Annotated in this window: 12 protein-coding genes, 1 other RNA gene and 1 riboswitch; of the genes, 6 read left to right on the top strand and 7 right to left on the bottom strand. The window is 65.1% G+C overall.

Annotation, left to right across the window (positions count from 1 at the left end):
• Positions 1-54 precede the first annotated feature (54 nt).
• Together leuD and leuB are read left to right on the top strand one after the other, a co-directional pair.
• The gene (gene leuD / locus FHY19_RS05785; protein WP_259162865.1) at positions 55-702 is read left to right on the top strand and encodes a 3-isopropylmalate dehydratase small subunit; all 648 of its coding nucleotides are present in this window, start codon (positions 55-57) and stop codon (positions 700-702) included.
• 76 nt (positions 703-778) lie between these two features.
• The gene (gene leuB / locus FHY19_RS05780) at positions 779-1,852 is read left to right on the top strand and encodes a 3-isopropylmalate dehydrogenase (protein WP_259162860.1); all 1,074 of its coding nucleotides are present in this window, start codon (positions 779-781) and stop codon (positions 1,850-1,852) included.
• A gap of 883 nt (positions 1,853-2,735) precedes the next feature.
• On the opposite strand, the gene FHY19_RS05775 is transcribed toward leuB, so the two are convergent.
• The 5 genes from FHY19_RS05775 to ilvC form a co-directional block, all read right to left on the bottom strand.
• A complete protein-coding gene (locus FHY19_RS05775; protein ID WP_259162855.1) occupies positions 2,736-4,298 on the bottom strand; it encodes a 2-isopropylmalate synthase in 1,563 nt (520 codons plus the stop codon).
• Positions 4,295-5,413: a threonine dehydratase gene (locus tag FHY19_RS05770; protein ID WP_276580707.1), complete on the bottom strand. Its 1,119-nt coding sequence runs from the start codon at positions 5,411-5,413 to the stop codon at positions 4,295-4,297. Before FHY19_RS05770 ends, FHY19_RS05775 begins: the two co-directional genes overlap by 4 nt.
• 90 nt (positions 5,414-5,503) lie before the next feature.
• Complete coding sequence (locus FHY19_RS05765) at positions 5,504-5,761, bottom strand: ACT domain-containing protein (RefSeq protein ID WP_259156369.1); 258 nt, start codon at positions 5,759-5,761, stop codon at positions 5,504-5,506.
• Positions 5,745-7,466, bottom strand: a complete 1,722-nt coding sequence (gene ilvG / locus FHY19_RS05760; protein ID WP_259162847.1) for an acetolactate synthase 2 catalytic subunit — start codon at positions 7,464-7,466, stop codon at positions 5,745-5,747. Before ilvG ends, FHY19_RS05765 begins: the two co-directional genes overlap by 17 nt.
• A gap of 44 nt (positions 7,467-7,510) precedes the next feature.
• Complete coding sequence (gene ilvC, locus FHY19_RS05755) at positions 7,511-8,512, bottom strand: ketol-acid reductoisomerase (protein WP_046964004.1); 1,002 nt, start codon at positions 8,510-8,512, stop codon at positions 7,511-7,513.
• Between the two features lie 643 nt (positions 8,513-9,155).
• Between ilvC and ggt the strand changes: the two genes are divergently transcribed.
• From ggt to FHY19_RS05740, 3 genes are all read left to right on the top strand, one after another.
• Positions 9,156-10,865, top strand: coding sequence for a gamma-glutamyltransferase (gene ggt / locus FHY19_RS05750; protein WP_259162837.1), 1,710 nt, complete (start codon positions 9,156-9,158; stop codon positions 10,863-10,865).
• 77 nt (positions 10,866-10,942) lie between these two features.
• Positions 10,943-12,781, top strand: coding sequence for a methyl-accepting chemotaxis protein (locus tag FHY19_RS05745; RefSeq protein WP_259162834.1), 1,839 nt, complete (start codon positions 10,943-10,945; stop codon positions 12,779-12,781).
• A 73-nt stretch (positions 12,782-12,854) separates the two neighbouring features.
• A non-coding RNA gene (locus tag FHY19_RS05740) (sX9 sRNA) lies at positions 12,855-12,930 on the top strand.
• A 4-nt stretch (positions 12,931-12,934) separates the two neighbouring features.
• Here FHY19_RS05740 and FHY19_RS05735 read toward each other — a convergent pair.
• Both FHY19_RS05735 and FHY19_RS05730 read right to left on the bottom strand, forming a co-directional pair.
• The gene (locus tag FHY19_RS05735) at positions 12,935-14,878 is read right to left on the bottom strand and encodes a prolyl oligopeptidase family serine peptidase (RefSeq protein ID WP_259162833.1); all 1,944 of its coding nucleotides are present in this window, start codon (positions 14,876-14,878) and stop codon (positions 12,935-12,937) included.
• Positions 14,832-15,095 (bottom strand): hypothetical protein, encoded by a 264-nt coding sequence (locus FHY19_RS05730; protein ID WP_259162830.1) that lies wholly within the window; start codon positions 15,093-15,095, stop codon positions 14,832-14,834. Before FHY19_RS05730 ends, FHY19_RS05735 begins: the two co-directional genes overlap by 47 nt.
• Before the next feature lie 80 nt (positions 15,096-15,175).
• A riboswitch (TPP riboswitch) is annotated at positions 15,176-15,273 on the top strand.
• 112 nt (positions 15,274-15,385) lie between these two features.
• Between FHY19_RS05730 and thiC the strand changes: the two genes are divergently transcribed.
• Positions 15,386-17,263 (top strand): phosphomethylpyrimidine synthase ThiC, encoded by a 1,878-nt coding sequence (gene thiC, locus FHY19_RS05725; protein ID WP_259162827.1) that lies wholly within the window; start codon positions 15,386-15,388, stop codon positions 17,261-17,263.
• The last annotated feature ends 205 nt before the right edge of the window (positions 17,264-17,468 follow it).

Here is a 17,468-nt window from a genome sequence, read left to right as displayed (position 1 = left end):
GCTCTGCCCATTCCCTACTCCCCATTCCCCATTCCCCATTCCCGGCCTCTCCCAATGACCCCTTTCACCCAACACACCGGACTGGTGGCGCCGCTGGATCGCGCCAATGTCGATACCGACCAGATCATTCCCAAGCAATTCCTCAAGTCGATCAAGCGCACCGGTTTCGGGCCGAACCTGTTCGACGAATGGCGCTATCTGGACATCGGCGAGCCCGGCCGCGACAACAGCCAGCGCCCGCTCAATCCGGAGTTCGTGCTCAATTTTCCGCGCTATCAGGGCGCCAGCGTGCTGCTGGCGCGCGAGAACTTCGGCTGCGGTTCCTCGCGCGAGCACGCGCCGTGGGCGCTGGACGAATACGGCTTCCGCACGGTGATCGCGCCCAGCTTTGCCGACATCTTCTTCAACAACAGCTTCAAGAACGGCTTGCTGCCGATCGTGCTGGCCGAAGCGGAAGTGGACGCTTTGTTCGAGCAATGCCTGGCCAACGAGGGCTATCAACTCACCGTGGATCTGGCCGCACAGCGCGTGCGCCGCCCCGATGGCGTGGAGTACCCATTCGACATCGATGCATTCCGCAAGCACTGCCTGCTCAACGGGCTGGACGACATCGGCCTGACCTTGCAGGAGGCCGATGCGATCGGCCGTTTCGAGCAATACCATCGCGCTCGCCAGCCGTGGCTGTTCGGCGCGCTGCAGTAATTCCGCCGGCACGTACCAACGACCCGGTTGCGTCAGTACGTGCTGCGCTGTGTTTGATTTCACTGACGAGGATTGCATGAGCAAGCAGATTCTGATTCTTCCCGGCGACGGGATTGGCCCGGAGATCATGGCCGAAGCGGTCAAGGTGCTGGCGCGTATCGATGCGCAGCATGGTTTGGGTTTCAGCCTGGTGTACGACGAACTGGGTGGCGCGGCCTACGACAAGTACGGCAGCCCGCTGGCCGACGAAACGCTGGAGCGCGCGCGCGCTGCCGACGCGGTGCTGCTGGGCGCCGTCGGTGGGCCGCAATGGGACACCATCGACCCTTCGTTGCGCCCGGAGCGGGGCCTGCTCAAGATCCGCTCGCAGCTTGGGTTGTTCGCCAACCTGCGCCCGGCGCTGCTGTATCCGCAGCTGGCCGAGGCCTCCACGCTCAAGCCTGAGGTAGTGTCCGGGCTGGATCTATTGATCCTGCGCGAGCTCACCGGCGGCATTTATTTCGGTCAGCCGCGCGGCACGCGCACGCTGGAAAATGGCGAGCGTCAGGCCTACGACACGCTGCCCTACAGTGAAAGCGAGATCCGCCGCATCGCCAAGGCCGGCTTCGAGATGGCACGCCTGCGCAGCAAGAAGCTGTGCTCGGTCGACAAGGCCAACGTACTGGCATCGAGCCAGCTGTGGCGCGCAGTCGTCGAAGAGGTGGCAAAGGACTATCCGGACATTGCGTTGTCGCATATGTACGTGGACAACGCGGCGATGCAGTTGGTGCGCGCGCCCAAGCAGTTCGATGTGATCGTGACCGACAACATGTTCGGCGACATCCTGTCCGACCAGGCGTCGATGCTCACCGGCTCGATCGGCATGCTGCCCTCGGCCTCGCTGGATGCCAACAGCAAGGGCATGTACGAGCCATGTCATGGCTCGGCGCCGGATATCGCAGGCAAGGGCATCGCCAATCCGCTGGCCACCATCCTGTCGGTGGCAATGATGCTGCGCTATACGTTTGCGCAATCGGCTGCGGCGGATGCGATCGAGCAAGCGGTCGGCAAGGTACTCGACCAGGGCCTGCGCACCGCCGACATCTGGTCGGAAGGCACGACCAAGGTCGGCACGGTGGAAATGGGTGATGCAGTGGTGGCCTCGCTGTAAAAGCACTCGCATTCCTGAAGCGTTGTGGTGCGCAGGAGTGGTCGGTAGCGCGATGCTGCATCCGTGTCCTCAGCAGCCGACAGCAACTGGTGGTGCTTGCGCGCGTGCCTTGAGCGGCACGGATGCCGCGCCAGAGCCTACAGTGACGTACTTGCGGTGTGTCCCACGCTGGTACGCGTGCAAGCGCCTGCAGGAGACCGGAGCACTCGCATGGAACGCTAGATGTCGTGCACGAGGTTGGTCGGTATGCGGAGTTGGTCGGCAGCGCGGCGCCGCATCCGGTGTCGGGACACGCCGTGAATCCGTCGTGGAGGCTCGGTGGCGGCATCCATGCCGCCACACGGTCCCGCCCCCGGACGCGACACCGCGCTCCCACTCTTCGCGGCTGCTGATCGGCAAGCAATGCCTTTTGGTAGGCGTGATGCTTGCAGATTCCGCAGTCGGTAGTCGGTAGTCGATGCAGTTTTTCGTCTATTGCTTTGCCATGATTCCGCCAGCGAAGGTCGCGCTCCAAAGCATGATCAATCAATCAAGTAACTCTTCTCCTTCAGCCACCAACACTATTCGGAGGTGCTTGCGCGCGTACCGGCGTGGGACCTTACGCGGCATGGATGCCGCGTAAGAGCCTACAGGGACGTACTTGCGGCGTGTCCCACGCCGGTACGCGTGCAAGCGCCCTCAGTGATCGAGGCGTTTGCGCGAAACCGGCAGACGTCGTGCGTGGGATTGGTCGATGTGGCGCCGCGCTCCCACTCTTCGCGGCTGCTGATCGGCAAGCAATGCATTCTTAGAAAACGTTCAAATCACCAACCACCAAAAACCAAGACGGCCAGCAGATCACTCCGCCGGCCGTCAGATTTACATCGTTTAGCAGATGACAGCGCTACGCCACCGCAGCCGTCTTGCCGGCGACCACGCCGCGTTCGCGCTGACGCAACAGGCGGTTGGCCACATCCAGCCACGCCAGTGCGCTGGCTTCGATGATGTCCTTGCTGGTGCCGGTGCCTTCGTACTCCACGCCGTCGTGGCGCACGCTCAGGCTGGCTTCACCGCGCGCATCTGCGCCGATGCCCACGCTGTGCACCTGATAGCTGTCCAGCTCGAGCTTCACGCCGGTGGCCGAGGCCAGCGCACCGAACAAGGCATCGACCGGGCCGTTGCCCTGCGCAGTCTCGGCGACGCGATTGCCTTCCGGGTCGGACAATTCCACCAGCGCATTGGCACGGCTGCCGACATCGCTGATGGTCATCGAGGCCAGGCGGTAGCCTTCCTGCACGGTGGCGTCCTGCATCAATGCCTGCAGGTCCGCGTCGGTGACCACGCGCTGCTTTTCGCACAATGCCTTGAACTGCTCGAAGACCAGTTTGACCTCTTCTTCTTCCAGCAGATATCCCAGGGCACGCAGGCGCTGCTCGACCGCTGCACGGCCGCTGTGGCGGCCCAGCACCATCTGCGAGGACTCCCAGCCCACATCTTCCGGACGCATGATTTCGTAGGTGCCGCGATGGCGCAGCATGCCGTGCTGGTGGATGCCCGATTCGTGCGCGAACGCATTGCCGCCCACCACCGCCTTGTTGCGCTGCACCGGCATGCCGACCAGGCGCTGCAGCAACTGCGAGGTGGAGACGATGCGTGGAGTATTGATCGACGAATCGATGTTGTAGAACGCACCACGCACCTTCAGCGCCATGGTGATTTCTTCCAGTGCGCAGTTGCCCGCACGCTCGCCAATACCGTTGATGGTGCATTCCACCTGACGTGCGCCGCCTTCGATCGCTGCCAGCGAATTGGCCACCGCCAGGCCCAGATCGTTATGGCAGTGCGCACTGAAGATCACCTTGTCGGCGCCTTCCACGCTGCCGATCAGCCGCGCGAACATGCCACGGATTTCTTCCGGCGTGGTGAAGCCCACCGTGTCCGGCAGATTGATCGTGGTGGCCCCGGCGGCGATCGCCACGCGTGCTACCTCGGCCAGGAAATCCTCTTCGGTGCGGGTGGCGTCTTCGGCGGAGAACTCGACATCGTCGATATAGCCGCGCGCCAGCGTCACATGCTTGTGCACCGATTCCAGCACCTGTTCGCGGCTCATGCGCAACTTGTGCTCGCGGTGCAGCGGGCTGGTGGACAGGAACACATGCAGGCGCGGGTTGGCTGCAGCTTCCAGCGCCTTTGCCGAGGTTTCGATATCCGCCTGCAGGCAGCGCGACAGCACCGCCAGGGTGGGACGACGCAGCTCGCGGCCGATCATCGCCACAGCTTCGCGGTCCGAATGCGAACTGGCCGGAAAGCCGGTTTCGATGATGTCCACGCCGAGCTCGTCCAGCGCGCGCGCCATGACCAGCTTCTGCTGGGGCGTCATGCTGCAGCCGGGGGATTGCTCGCCGTCGCGCAGGGTGGTGTCGAAAATTCGGATACGCGGGGTCTGGTTGGATACGGTCGTGTTCACCAGGAAGACTCCTCTACGGCGATGGCGGTGACAGGCGTTGAAGCGACTGCGGATGGGCGGGAAAGAGCGGGTGTTTGGGGTGTAGGCTTGACGCTGCGTTCGTTGCGGAGTCGTTCGGTATTGCGACGCCGCGGTTTGCGTGGCGGACGCGGCCGCACCTCGGACAAGAGTGTGGCCAGAACCGTTGCGTCGATATTACCGCCAGAGACCACCGCACATTTGCGTTTGCCTGCAACACGGCGACCGGCGGCCAGTGCCAGCGCACCGGCGCCCTCGGCGATGACGTGCTCTTCCAGCGCCAGGCGTACCAGGGTTTCACGCAATTCGGCTTCGCGCACGATCACCACATCGTCGAGCAGGCTCGCGCATAAACGGCGGGTCAAAAAGCCGGGAATCTTGACCTTCACGCCGTCGGCCAGGGTGGGGACGGGAGCGATTTCGCGCAGATCGCCGCGTACGGCGCGGGCCATCGAATCGACACCCTCCACCTGCGCGCCGACGATGCGCACGCCTTGCGATTTCAGCGCCAGCGCCACCCCGGAGGCCAGCCCGCCGCCGCCGATCGGCACGATCACCACGTCCGGCGCATGCGCGGCCAGTTCGATGCCGACCGTGCCTTGCCCGGCGATCACATCCGGGTCGTCGAAGGCGGACAGAAAACGGTAGCCGTTCTGGTCGGCCAGCTCGCGTGCGAACGCAAACGCTTCGTCGTAACTGTTGCCATGCTGGCGGACGGTGGCGCCCCAGTGCGCAACACCGGCGATCTTGGTCTGCGGCGCGCCGTAAGGCATCACCGTAATCGCCTGCACGCCCAGCCTGTATGCCGACCATGCCACGCCTTGCGCATGGTTGCCGGCCGATGCGCAGATCACCGGACGCTCGTCGCCGCGTTCCAGCCCCGCCAGCAACGCGTTCAATGCGCCGCGCACCTTGTAGGAGCCGGTGCGCTGCAGGTTTTCCAGCTTCAACCACACACCGAAACGCTCGGCATAGTGCAGCGGCGTGGGCGACAGGTACTTGCGCAGACGCGCCTGCGCGGCTAGCACGTCGGCCACGCTGACGGCCACGTCGCCTACGTCTGGTTCCTGCGAAGCGGGGCGGCCGGAATCAGGCATTGCGGCACGCGCGCGGCCGATCCGGAAGAAGACACCTCCGGACGGCGGTCTGGTGGTCGCGCGAGGTCTGCGTGGCCCAGGTCTGCGTGGTCATGCGGCGGCCTCGATCGATTCCAGCGCCGTGATCACCACTGATTCGCAGTCGTACACTTTTTCCAGCTGCAGCCGCAGTGTTTCCGGCGGCCGGCTGCTGTCCACGTCCAACTGCAGGTGCCAGCGCCCGGCATCGTCCGGCGCGGCGGCGCCCTGGATGGCACACGGGCGGAACCCGCGGCGCTCGGTCATGCCGATCACCCGCACCAATGCGCCTTCTGCCGGCTTCAGCACCAGGTCAAGCCGGTAACGCATGTGTCGTCTCCTTGGCCGCGTGTGCAGGATTGCTGTCCAGCATGGTGCTGTTGGCGTTGTTGGGCGGCACCAGTGGCCATACGTTGGCGCGTGCGTCGATGGCAACGTGCAGCAGGCCGGGGCCGGGTTGTGCCAACAGCTCGGCCAGCGCCGCGTCCACGTCGCCGCGCGCGATGATGCGCTTGGCCGGGATGCCGAACACCTGCGCCAGCGCGGCAAAATCCGGGTTGTCGGACAGATCGATCTCGCTGTAGCGCTCGGCAAAGAACAGCTCCTGCCACTGGCGCACCATGCCCAGCGAGCTGTTGTCCAGCAGCACGATCTTCACCGGCAGCTTGCAGCGCGCGATGGTCACCAGCTCCTGCACGTTCATCATGAAACTGCCGTCGCCGGAGACCAGCACCACGGTGCGGTCCGGGCAGGCGAACTGCGCGCCCATCGCCGCCGGCAGGCCGAAGCCCATGGTGCCGAGTGCGCCGCTGGTGAGGTGATTGCGTGGATCGTTGAAGCGGCAATGCTGGGCCACCCACATCTGATGCTGGCCCACATCGCAGGCGATGATGGTGTCGGCCGGAGCCACTTCGCTCAGTCGCTTCAGCAGCGCCGGTGCGTAGATATCGGTACCGGGCGCGTCGTAGCGCGCAGCGAATTTTTCGCGATTGGCAAAGCAGCGCGTACGCCATGCCTGGCAGTTGCCGCGTGCTGCGCTCAAGGCCTTGAGGCTAGTCGCCACATCGCCGGGCACGGCGATGTCGGCCGTGCGCAGCTTGGAGATTTCATACGCATCGGCATCCAGATGGATGACGCGTGCGAACGGTGCAAATTCGCTCAACTTGCCGGTGGCACGATCGTCGAAGCGCGCGCCGACCACCACCAATAGATCGCATTCCTGGATCGCCATATTGGCCGCACGGGTGCCGTGCATGCCCAGCATGCCCAGGTAATCCGGATGCGCATGCGGCAATGCACCCAGGCCGCGCAAAGTCAGCGCGGTCGGGATGCCGGTGGCTTCGACAAAGCGCCGGAACGCCTCCACCGCACCGGCCAGTGCAATCCCGCCTCCGCCATACACCACAGGGCGCTCGGCGCTGGCGATGGCGGCCAACGCTTCGGCCAGCTTCGCGTCCGCCGGTGCCGGTGGCGGCAGCACCGCCGCCGGCACATGCGCTGGCAGATGCGAGGCATCGGCGATCTGCACGTCCTTGGGCAAGTCGATCAACACCGGGCCCGGGCGGCCTTCGCGCGCGATGCGAAACGCCTCGCGCACGATCTCCGGGAACTGGTCCACGCTGCGCACCAGAAAGCTGTGCTTGACGATCGGCATGGTCATGCCGAACACGTCCAGTTCCTGGAAGGCATCGGTGCCCAGCAGCGGCGTGGCGACCTGACCGGTCAGGCACACCATCGGCACCGAATCGAGCATTGCGTCCGCAATGCCGGTGACCAGATTGGACGCGCCCGGGCCGGAGGTGGCCACGCACACGCCGACCTTGCCGCTGGCACGGGCATATCCGTTGGCGGCAAGGGCGGCGCCCTGTTCGTGACGGACCAGGATGTGCTTGAGCCTGGAATCCACCAGGGCGTCGTAGAACGGCATGATGGTGCCGCCCGGATAACCGAACAGCGTTTCCACGCCCTCGGCTTCCAGGGCCTGCGTCAGCCAGCGCGCGCCGTTGCGGGGCGTGCTGTGTGCGGAGGTGTTCATGCGTTGCGGACCTTCGGTGTTAAACGGTGGGGGATGCGGCGGCGTTATGCCGCTTGCTGATTTGCTGGTGCGGCAGCGGCTTGCTGTTCGCCGTTGAGCCACACCATCTTGGCGCGCAGTTTCTTGCCCACTTCTTCGATCGGGTGTTCCAGATCGGCCTGCTTGAACTTGGTGTAGTTCGGCAGGCCGGCTTCGTATTCGGCCACCCAGTTCTTGGTGAAGGTGCCGTTCTGGATGTCGGTCAGCACGTCCTTCATGCGTGCCTTGGTGCTGGCGTCGATCACGCGCGGGCCGCTGACATAGTCGCCGTATTGCGCGGTTTCGGACACGAATTCCAGCATGCGTGTGATGCCGCCTTCGTAAAACAGGTCCACGATCAACTTCAGTTCGTGCAGCACTTCGTAGTACGCGATCTCCGGCTGATAGCCGGCTTCCACCAAAACTTCGAACCCGGCCTGCACCAGCGACGAGGCGCCACCGCACAGCACGGCCTGCTCGCCGAACAGATCGGTTTCGGTTTCTTCCTTGAAGGTGGTCTTGATGATGTTGGCGCGCGCGCCGCCCAGGCCGCCGGCATAGGTCAGCGCGAACTGCTCGGCCTTGCCGCTGGTGTCCTGGTACACCGCATAGATGCAGGGCACGCCGCGGCCGATTTCATATTCGCGACGCACCAATGCGCCCGGGCCCTTGGGCGCCACCAGCACCACGTCCAGGTCGGCGCGCGGGGTGATCATGTCGAAATGCACGTTCAGGCCATGCGCGAACAGCAGGCAGGCGCCTTGCTTCATGTTCGGGGCAATGACCTCTTCGTAGAGCTTCTTCTGCACCATGTCCGGGGTCAGGATCGCGACCAGATCGGCACTCTTCACCGCCTCGGCCGGCGCCACGACGGTGAAGCCGTCGGCCTGGGCCTTGGATTCGGTGGGGCCGCCGGGACGCAGGCCGACGGTGACGTCGAAGCCGGAATCGCGCAGGTTCAGCGCATGCGCGCGGCCCTGGCTGCCGTAGCCGATGATCGCGATTTTCGGTTGGGTGTCGTTGCTCATGAAGTAGTCCTTGCGGGGTTGGCAGTGGGAAAGGGATCAGCTGGCAGCGCAGAGGCTGGTTGGCCGAACAAAGCGGGGATGAGCGAGAACACCGTGCACGCGGAGGCTTGCGGCAGCGCAGTTGCTGGCACTGATGGAAGGGGCTGCGGCGATGTCGGTGGTGTCGTTCATGTCATTCGAAACTTTTGGGGGTCCCTGAAACGCGAAACCCCGCGCCGTTGCCGGTGCGGGGTCTGATCGAAGCCTTGTGTGTCTGTTACCTACACGAAGCCGCGTCCCGCACCGGTTGGCGAGGTAATAAGTACGAGCACGAGAAGCGACGCTGCCGTCGCGCCGAAGGGCGCGGTCAGGAGGGCGTTCGTGGTGGCGGTGCGTTGCGGCATGTATTGAGATAACCATCGCTGCCGGTAGGGTGTCAACCCTTGCGGGTGAAACAGCTGGATCGGTGCCGTTTACCGAGCGCGAAGCCTCATGACAGCAGCATGGTTTCCCATGAAACCGGATCGACGACTTGCCGACATCGCCGATGTGCGTCACCAACTGCGCGGTTTTATCGCTGCAGTGCGGCTGGGATCGAGCGCTGCGACCAAGGCCGCTGGTATGGTTGGTCCTTCATTCGTTGTGTCGTGGGGAGCTCTGGATCATGCGTCGCGTACCCGTCTTACTTGTGTCTGCTCTGACGCTGCTGGCGCCGTCTCTCGGTGCCGCCGACCGGATCACCGGGCAGGGCTTCGCTACCCGCTCCGAAGTGATCGCCCCGCATGCGATGGCGGCGACGTCGCAACCGCTGGCCACCCAGATCGCGCTGGATGTGATGAAGAACGGCGGCTCGGCTGTGGATGCGGCGATTGCCGCCAATGCCGCGCTGGGCCTGATGGAGCCGACCGGCAATGGGGTGGGCGGGGATCTGTTCGCCATCGTCTGGGATCCCAAGACCAACAAACTCTATGGGTACAACGGCTCAGGCCGTTCGCCCAGGTCGCTGACCCTGGCCGAGTTCCAGCGCCGCGGGCTGAAGGACATTCCGCCGACCGGCCCGTTGCCGGTGTCGGTGCCGGGCGCGGTGGATGGCTGGTTCGCGCTGCACGAGCGCTTTGGCCGCAAGCCGATGGCGCAGAACCTGGCCCCGGCGATCCGCTACGCGCGCGAAGGCCATCCGGTGGCCGAAACCATCGCCTATTACTGGGACCGCTCGGTGCCGCGGCTGTCGCAGTACCCCGGCTTCAAGGAGCAGTTCACCATCGACGGCCATGCCCCGCGCAAGGGCGAGCTGTGGAAGAACCCGAACCTGGCCAACACCTTGCAGCAGATCGCCGACGGCGGCCGCGATGCGTTCTACAAGGGCGATATCGCCCGCACCATTGGCGCCTATTTCAAGGCCAATGGCGGCTACCTGAGCTATGCGGACATGGCCAGCCATCAGGGCGAATGGGTGGAGCCGGTCAGCACGAATTACCGCGGTTACGACGTGTGGGAGCTGCCGCCCAACAGCCAGGGCATCGCCGCGCTGCAGATGCTCAACATCCTGGAAGGCTACGACTTCTCCAAGATCCCGTTCGGCTCGGCCGAGCACGTGCACCTGTTCACCGAGGCCAAGAAGCTGGCCTTCGCCGACCGCGCGCGTTTCTATGCCGACCCGGCCTTCCAGCGCGCGCCGCTGGCCAGGCTGGTCTCCAAGGACTACGCCGCCCAGCGTCGCGCGCTGATCTCCATGGACAAGGCGCTCAAGGAGGTGCAGCCGGGCACGCCCAAGCAGCTGGAAGAAGGCGACACCATCTACATGACCGTGGCCGATGCCGACGGCATGATGGTGTCGTTGATCCAGTCCAACTACCGCGGCATGGGCAGCGGTATGGCGCCGCCGGGGCTGGGCTTCATCCTGCAGGACCGTGGCGAGATGTTCGTGCTGAAGAAGGACCACCCCAACGGCTACGCGCCGGGCAAGCGGCCGTTCCAGACCATCATCCCGGCCTTCGTCACCAAGGACGGCAAGCCGTGGCTGAGCTTCGGGGTGATGGGCGGGGCGATGCAGCCGCAGGGGCATGTGCAGATCGTGATGAACCTGGTGGATTTCCATATGAATCTGCAGGAAGCCGGCGACGCGCCGCGCATCCAGCATGAAGGCTCCACCGAGCCGACCGGCCAGGCCACCGCCATGAGTGACGGCGGCGAGCTCAATCTGGAGACCGGCTTCTCCTACGACACCATTCGTGCGCTGATGCGCAAAGGCCATCGGGTGATCTTTGCCGACGGCCCGTATGGCGGCTATCAGGCGATCGCCCGCGACCCGGGCAATGGCGTGTATTACGGCGCGTCGGAAAGCCGCAAGGACGGGCAGGCGGCCGGTTACTGAGCCAACCGCCACGGATGAGTGCGGCTCAACTCTGCCTGCCGCGCGCCGCTAACCACACCGATGGATTAGGAATCCCCATGAGCTCGATGCACTCGCCTGACCTGCCGTCGCACACGCGTGCGGCCCTGCTCCCCGACGCGCCGGTTGCCTTGTTGCGGCTCTCGGTCGAGGCGCATGTGGTGGCCTGCAATCGCGCCGGCCTGGACGTGCTGGGCAAGACCGCCAGCGAACTGGAAGGCTTGCCGGCCTCCGTGCTGTGGGGATTGAGCGTCACCGACCTGGTCGGCGACGAAGGGGTGTGGGCCGCACCGGGCGACGACCCGGCCCGGCGCGTGCGTTACATCCGCGACCGCGAGCACGGAGGCTGGATGCTGTCGTTGCCGCACGTCGAAACCGCAATCCTGTTGCGCGAAGCCACACGGCTGGCCGACGGTAGTCGCCCGGTGCCGATCTCGCCGCTGCTGCAGCCTCTGGTGGCACGGCTACAGGCCGAGCACGAAGACCGCACCGTGCTGGAGCGCACTGCGCAGGCGCTGGCCGGCTGCGAGCTGGAACTGCTGCTCCCGCCGGGCCTGGCGGACAACGAGATGGGCCGCCGGCTGCAGGCCGGCTTCGGCAATCTGGCCGAAGCGATCCGCCAGGCGGTCGCGCTGTCGGTGCAGATCGCCGCCGAAGTGCCGCCATTGGTGGCCGAAAACGACGAGATGGTGCGTCAATCGCAGGCGCAGACCGAAGCGCTGGACGGCGCCCGCACGGCCGTGGAGCGGCTGTCGTCGAGCCTGCAGGACGTCAATGCCGAACTGGCACAGGTGATCGCGCTGGCCGCCAGCGCCGATGACAGCGCGCGCCAGGGCGTGGCCGCGGCACACGCCCTGGGCCAGGCCATGCACGAGGTGGAGCGTCGCGCCGCACGTGCCGGCGAGGTCATCGAAGTCATCGACTCGGTGGCGTTCCAGACCAATATCCTGTCGATCAACGCCAGCATCGAAGCGGCGCACGCCGGCGACGCCGGGCGCGGCTTTGCGGTGGTCGCCACCGAGATCCGCCGTCTGGCCGAACGTGCCGCGGCGGCGGCGCGCGATGTGCGCGCGATCCTGGCCGAGACCAGTGCTGCGGTGGGCGAGGGCGCGGCCTCCGCGCGTGGCACCGAGGCGGTGCTCGATGGCATCACCCGCGTGCTTGGGCAGGCCAGTAGCGCGATGACCACGGTAGCCGGGCGCATCCAGGCGCAGGATGGCGAAATTCGCGGCATCGAGCGTGCGGTGGATGGTGTGGTGGCGCTGGGGCGCAGCAACCTGCAGCATGCCGCGCACGTGGCCGAACGCAGCGAGGCGCTGGAGCGCGGCACCGAAACGCTGCGCGACTGCGTAGGCCTGTTCCGCCTGCCGCCCGATCCACTGCAGGTGCCCAGGCACGCGCGCGTCAAGGAACTTGCCGTCGCTACGGCGGGCAAGATCGGCACCGCACTGGCGCAGGCCATCGCGCGCGGGCAGATCGACGAAGCGGCGTTGTTCGCGCGCACCTACACGCCGATTGCCGGGGTGGAGCCGCCCAAGTTCAGTACCGACTTCGACGCGGTCTGCGATCAGGTGCTGCCCCCGCTGCAGGAGCCGCTGCTGGAGGCGCATGCGTGGATCGTGTTCGCCATCTGCGCCAATCCCGACGGCTATGTGCCCACCCACAATCTACGCTTCACCCAGCCGCTCACCGGCGATGCCAAGCGCGATCTGGTCGGCAACCGCACCAAGCGCAAGTTCACCGACCGCGTCGGCCGCAGCGTGGGCGCGCACACCGACCCTTATCGTTTGCAGGTCTATCGCCGCGATACCGGCCAGATCATGTTCGACCTGTCTGCACCGATCTTCGTCGGCCGCAAGCACTGGGGCGGCCTGCGGGTCGGGTATACGCTGGAGTGACGCCGGCTGGCGTCAGGGCCGCCGATAAAATTGCTGCACGGCCGCCAGGCGGTCGCGGCCGGCGCTCGGTGTGGCGTGCCACCCGTACGCTCCGGTTCCTCCGCGCCGCCCACACCCAGCTGACGACGGCTCGCTAGGTTTTGTTCGCCGCTCTTATTGCGGTGTGGCCGGCGTCGGGCTGCCCGCCGATGCGGTTGTCGGGTTGCCCAGCTGCTTGGCCAGGAAGTGTTCGAGGGTGCGATAGAAGGCGATCTGGTTGGCGTCCTTGTAAAACCCGTGGCCTTCCTTGGGCACGGCCATCCATTCGGGCGCGTTGCCGCTACGGGTCAGCGCAGCCCGCAGGCTCTTGGCCTGGGCAAATGGCGCACGCTCGTCCTCTTCACCGTGGACCAACAGCACGGGCGCCTTGATGCGTTGGGCCAGCGAAACCGGCGAGTGCGCGGCAAGCTCGGCGGCGTCGCGGCCGATCACGCGCTCCAGGTAATTGGTGCCGTACGCGCTCTGATTGATATCGCCCCTGGTGTACATCATCTGCAGGTCGTAGATACCGGCCACACCGACCGCGCAGCGGAACAGCTCCGGTGCCTTCACCTGCACCATCATCGCCGCGTACGCACCAAAACTGGCGCCGTAGCTGCAGATGCGCGACCGATCGGCCAGGCCCTGGTCGATCGCCCAACGCACGCCATCCACCAGATCGTCCTGGATCCGCTCGCCCCACTGGCGATAACCCGCACGTTCGAAGTCATGGCCGCGTCCCTGCCCGCCGCGGTAGTTGACCTGCAGCACCAGATAGCCGCGGCTGGCGAGAAATTGCGCATCGGTGTCGAACGCCCAACCATCGCCGTCGGCATGCGGGCCGCCATGTGGCAGCAGGATCATCGGCAGTGGCGCACCCTGGGCGGCCGTTGCCGGAACGGTCAGCACGCCGTCCAGCGTCAGCCCGTCGCGGGCCTGGAACCGCACCATGCGCCGCTCGCTCATCCGTGCCGCGGGCAGGGCGCTGCGGGCCTTGATGACCAGCTTGAGCGTATTGGTCGGGCGATTGAAGATGTACCAGGCGCCGGCATCGCGGTCGCTATAGGCCTTCAGCAGCACGGCGTTGCCATCTTCGGTGAAGTTGATGAAATCCACGTACTGACCGGCCAGGGTCTCGCTGAGGCTGCGATGCAACTGCGCCTGTGCGCTGTCGGGCGCGACATAGCGCAGCGCCGGCTGGCCCGGTCCCAGTCGTGCCGCGAACGGCGCAAATGGTGCCGGTCCCCATTGCAGATCGTCCACGTCGTAGAACGGGTCGGATGCCAGCACGCTGCGCTGCTGGCCGTCCGGGTCGCTGGACACCAGTGCCGCCGGACCGCCGGAGACGCTGTGCCAGCCATAGACACGATTGGGCTGTTCGGCAAAGGCGATCGGACGCCAATTGGCCTGGACCTGCGTCAGCGGTGTCCAGCCGTTGCCGCTACGGCGGAACAGCAGCGAATTGTCGTTGTCGTCGGTGCCGTATGCGTACTGCGCCACATCGGCGTTGTCGAGCACAAACCTCAGGCGCGGCACGTCGATGTCGGCCATCAGCCGGTGGGCGGTGGTACTCGCATCCACGTCGTACAGCATCGAATGGCGCGAATCCAGCGACAGCCGCCGCATGTAGAAGTGCCCGTTGCGCCGGCTCGGCAGCCCTTCGATGTAGCCGAAGCCGCGCTCCAGCCCGGCATTGCGGGTGCTCTGCTGGTAGCCGTAGACGTAGCGCTGATTGCCGCCGTCCAGGTCGGTGGCGATGATCTCGCCCATCGGCACCGGTTCTTCCAGCGAGCCGAGCTTGCGACCCCTGCCGATCACCAGGCGCCGATCGCTGACCCAGGCGATGCGGACCGGCAATTCGTAGCGTGGCAGGCGCAGCATGGTGGTGGATTGCATGTCGGCGATGCGGTACACCACCAGCGCGTAGCTGCCGTCCCCAAGATCGGCGCTGACCGCCAGATGCTTGCCATCCGGCGACATCGCGGGCGAGGAAATCGGGCCGGACTCGACGAAGGCTTCTGCCGGTAGCGGCTCAGCCGCTGCACCAGGTCCGGCCGCTCCGATCAACACTGCTGCCATCCACGCACACCGTTGCATCCATTGCATTCGTGTTGTCCATCCCCTGTTTCACGCGACGATAACGAATCGCAGCCATCGGCTGCAAGAGGGCGTAAAAAATGCCGCCGGAATGCGGCGGCAAGGAGAGAGAGCAGGTTTCTGGTTGTTGTGCGGCCACGCTAGCCAGCCGATGTGCCGCGAAAATGTCTGGGCATGTCAGCTGCACGGCTGCGTTCATCGCGCAGCGTCCGTTTGGCGGGTCAGTGCGCCGTGCAGCCAACCGCGCATGCGCCCGCTCGCGGCGATGTGGTTTAATCGCCGCCGAAGTGGGGGTACCGCAGTGCGCTGCGGTTGAGATAGTCCCTTCGAACCTGATCCGGCTGATACCGGCGTAGGGAAGCTTCGTAAGATGCGATGGCCGGTGCCTGCACCGGTCGTCCTGTTGAGCGCCGCCGCTTCGTCCGCACTGCGACTTCTTCGCAGAGCCAGCGCCATTGGTGCTGGTCACCAGCACACAGGACGAACGCCATGAATGCCGCGCCTACCGTTTTGCAGCAACAAGCCCAGTCGTTATCCGAGGCTGTGACCCAGCCGATTCCCGGGTCCCGCAAGATCTTCGTACCCGGCTCGCGCGCCGACCTGCAGGTGCCGATGCGCGAGATCGTGTTGACGCGCACGCCGACGTTGTTCGGCGGCGAAGACAATGCGCCGCTCAGCGTCTACGACACCTCCGGGCCCTACACCGACCCGCAGGCGGCAATCGATCTCGCTGCCGGCCTTGCGCCGTTGCGTGCCGACTGGATTGCCGAACGTGGCGATACGGTGGCGCTGGAGACCTTGAGTTCGCACTTCGGGCGCGGCCGCGAACACGATGCGCGCCTGGACGCCGTGCGTTTTCCTGCCCGGCGCCTGCCGCGGGTGGCGCGTGCCGGCGCCAATGTCACCCAGATGCATTACGCACGTCGCGGCATCGTCACGCCGGAAATGGAGTTCGTGGCGATTCGCGAAAACCAGCGTCTGGAAGCGGTGAGCGACGCGATGCTGCGTAAGCAGCATCCAGGTGAATCGTTTGGTGCGTCGATCCAGCAGCGCATCACGCCGGACTTCGTGCGCGAGGAGATCGCGCGCGGTCGCGCGATCCTGCCCAACAACATCAATCATCCGGAAAGCGAGCCGATGATCATCGGTCGCAATTTCCTGACCAAGATCAACGCCAACATCGGCAATAGCGCAGTGTCGTCGGGCATTGCCGAAGAAGTGGAAAAACTGGTGTGGTCGATCCGCTGGGGCGGCGACACGGTGATGGACCTGTCCACCGGCAAGCACATCCACGAAACGCGCGAATGGATCATCCGCAATTCGCCGGTGCCGATCGGGACGGTGCCGATCTACCAGGCGCTGGAAAAGGTCGACGGGCGTGCGGAAGAGCTTACCTGGGAAATCTTCCGCGACACCTTGATCGAGCAGGCCGAGCAGGGCGTGGACTATTTCACCATCCACGCCGGTGTGCTGCTGCGTTACGTGCCACTGACTGCAAAGCGCGTCACCGGCATCGTCTCGCGCGGCGGGTCGATCTTGGCCAAGTGGTGCCTGGCGCACCACAAGGAAAATTTTCTCTATACCCACTTCGAAGACATCTGCCAGATCATGAAGGCCTACGATGTGGCGTTTTCGCTGGGCGATGGGTTGCGCCCGGGCTGCATTGCCGATGCCAACGATGCTGCGCAGTTCGGTGAACTGGAAACGCTGGGCGAGTTGACCAAGCTTGCCTGGAAGCACGACGTGCAGACCATGATCGAAGGGCCTGGGCATGTGCCGATGCAGCTGATCAAGGAGAACATGGACAAGCAGCTGCGCGAATGCGGCGAGGCGCCGTTCTATACCTTGGGGCCGCTCACCACCGATATCGCGCCCGGCTACGACCACATCACCTCGGCGATCGGTGCGGCGATGATCGGCTGGTTCGGCACCGCGATGCTCTGCTACGTCACGCCCAAGGAGCATCTTGGATTGCCCAACCGGCAGGACGTACGCGACGGCATCATGGCCTACAAGATCGCCGCGCATGCGGCGGACCTGGCCAAGGGGCATCCGGGTGCGCAGGTGCGCGACAACGCCTTGAGCAAGGCGCGCTTCGAGTTCCGTTGGGACGACCAGTTCCATCTCGGGCTGGATCCGGAAAAGGCCAAGGAATTCCATGACGAGACCTTGCCCAAGGACGCGCACAAGCTGGCGCATTTCTGTTCGATGTGCGGGCCGCACTTCTGCTCGATGAAGATCACCCAGGACGTGCGCGACTACGCGGCCGAACACGGCATGGGCGAAGCGCATGCCTTGGCGGCTGGCATGGAAGAAAAGGCGTCGCAGTTTCTGGCGCAGGGAGCGCAGGTTTATCGCGCCTCATAGGCCACAAGCCTGCTTAAGGTTGCCCGGAACACGTGGCCCGCTTATCGAAAATTCAGCTTCGGCTGTACAGATCGCATCGCTGCGCGCAAGTGCCGCGATGCGATCGTGCTGCAAGCGGTTACAGCGGATAAGGGTTTGCAGCGTTTTAGCTGAATCGCAGATAAAAAAATCGCGCCAGAAGGCGCGAAGGAAACATCGTAATTAT

The sequence above is a fragment of the Xanthomonas sp. 4461 genome, from assembly GCF_024806475.1.
In the GTDB taxonomy this organism is placed as follows: Bacteria; Pseudomonadota; Gammaproteobacteria; order Xanthomonadales; family Xanthomonadaceae; genus Xanthomonas; species Xanthomonas arboricola_F.
This window is presented reverse-complemented; position numbering and strand designations above follow the sequence as displayed.

Excerpts from the sequence above, each read along its gene's own strand:
- leuD (WP_259162865.1), top strand. The coding sequence starts at position 55 with ATGACCCCTTTCACCCAACACACCGGACTGGTGGCGCCGCTGGATCGC.
- FHY19_RS05745 (WP_259162834.1), top strand. The coding sequence starts at position 10,943 with ATGAGCTCGATGCACTCGCCTGACCTGCCGTCGCACACGCGTGCGGCC.
- thiC (WP_259162827.1), top strand. The coding sequence starts at position 15,386 with ATGAATGCCGCGCCTACCGTTTTGCAGCAACAAGCCCAGTCGTTATCC.
- FHY19_RS05735 (WP_259162833.1), bottom strand. The coding sequence starts at position 14,878 with ATGGCAGCAGTGTTGATCGGAGCGGCCGGACCTGGTGCAGCGGCTGAG.
- ilvG (WP_259162847.1), bottom strand. The coding sequence starts at position 7,466 with ATGAACACCTCCGCACACAGCACGCCCCGCAACGGCGCGCGCTGGCTG.
- leuB (WP_259162860.1), top strand. The coding sequence starts at position 779 with ATGAGCAAGCAGATTCTGATTCTTCCCGGCGACGGGATTGGCCCGGAG.
- ilvC (WP_046964004.1), bottom strand. The coding sequence starts at position 8,512 with ATGAGCAACGACACCCAACCGAAAATCGCGATCATCGGCTACGGCAGC.
- FHY19_RS05765 (WP_259156369.1), bottom strand. The coding sequence starts at position 5,761 with ATGCGTTACCGGCTTGACCTGGTGCTGAAGCCGGCAGAAGGCGCATTG.
- FHY19_RS05770 (WP_276580707.1), bottom strand. The coding sequence starts at position 5,413 with ATGCCTGATTCCGGCCGCCCCGCTTCGCAGGAACCAGACGTAGGCGAC.
- ggt (WP_259162837.1), top strand. The coding sequence starts at position 9,156 with ATGCGTCGCGTACCCGTCTTACTTGTGTCTGCTCTGACGCTGCTGGCG.
- FHY19_RS05730 (WP_259162830.1), bottom strand. The coding sequence starts at position 15,095 with ATGAACGCAGCCGTGCAGCTGACATGCCCAGACATTTTCGCGGCACAT.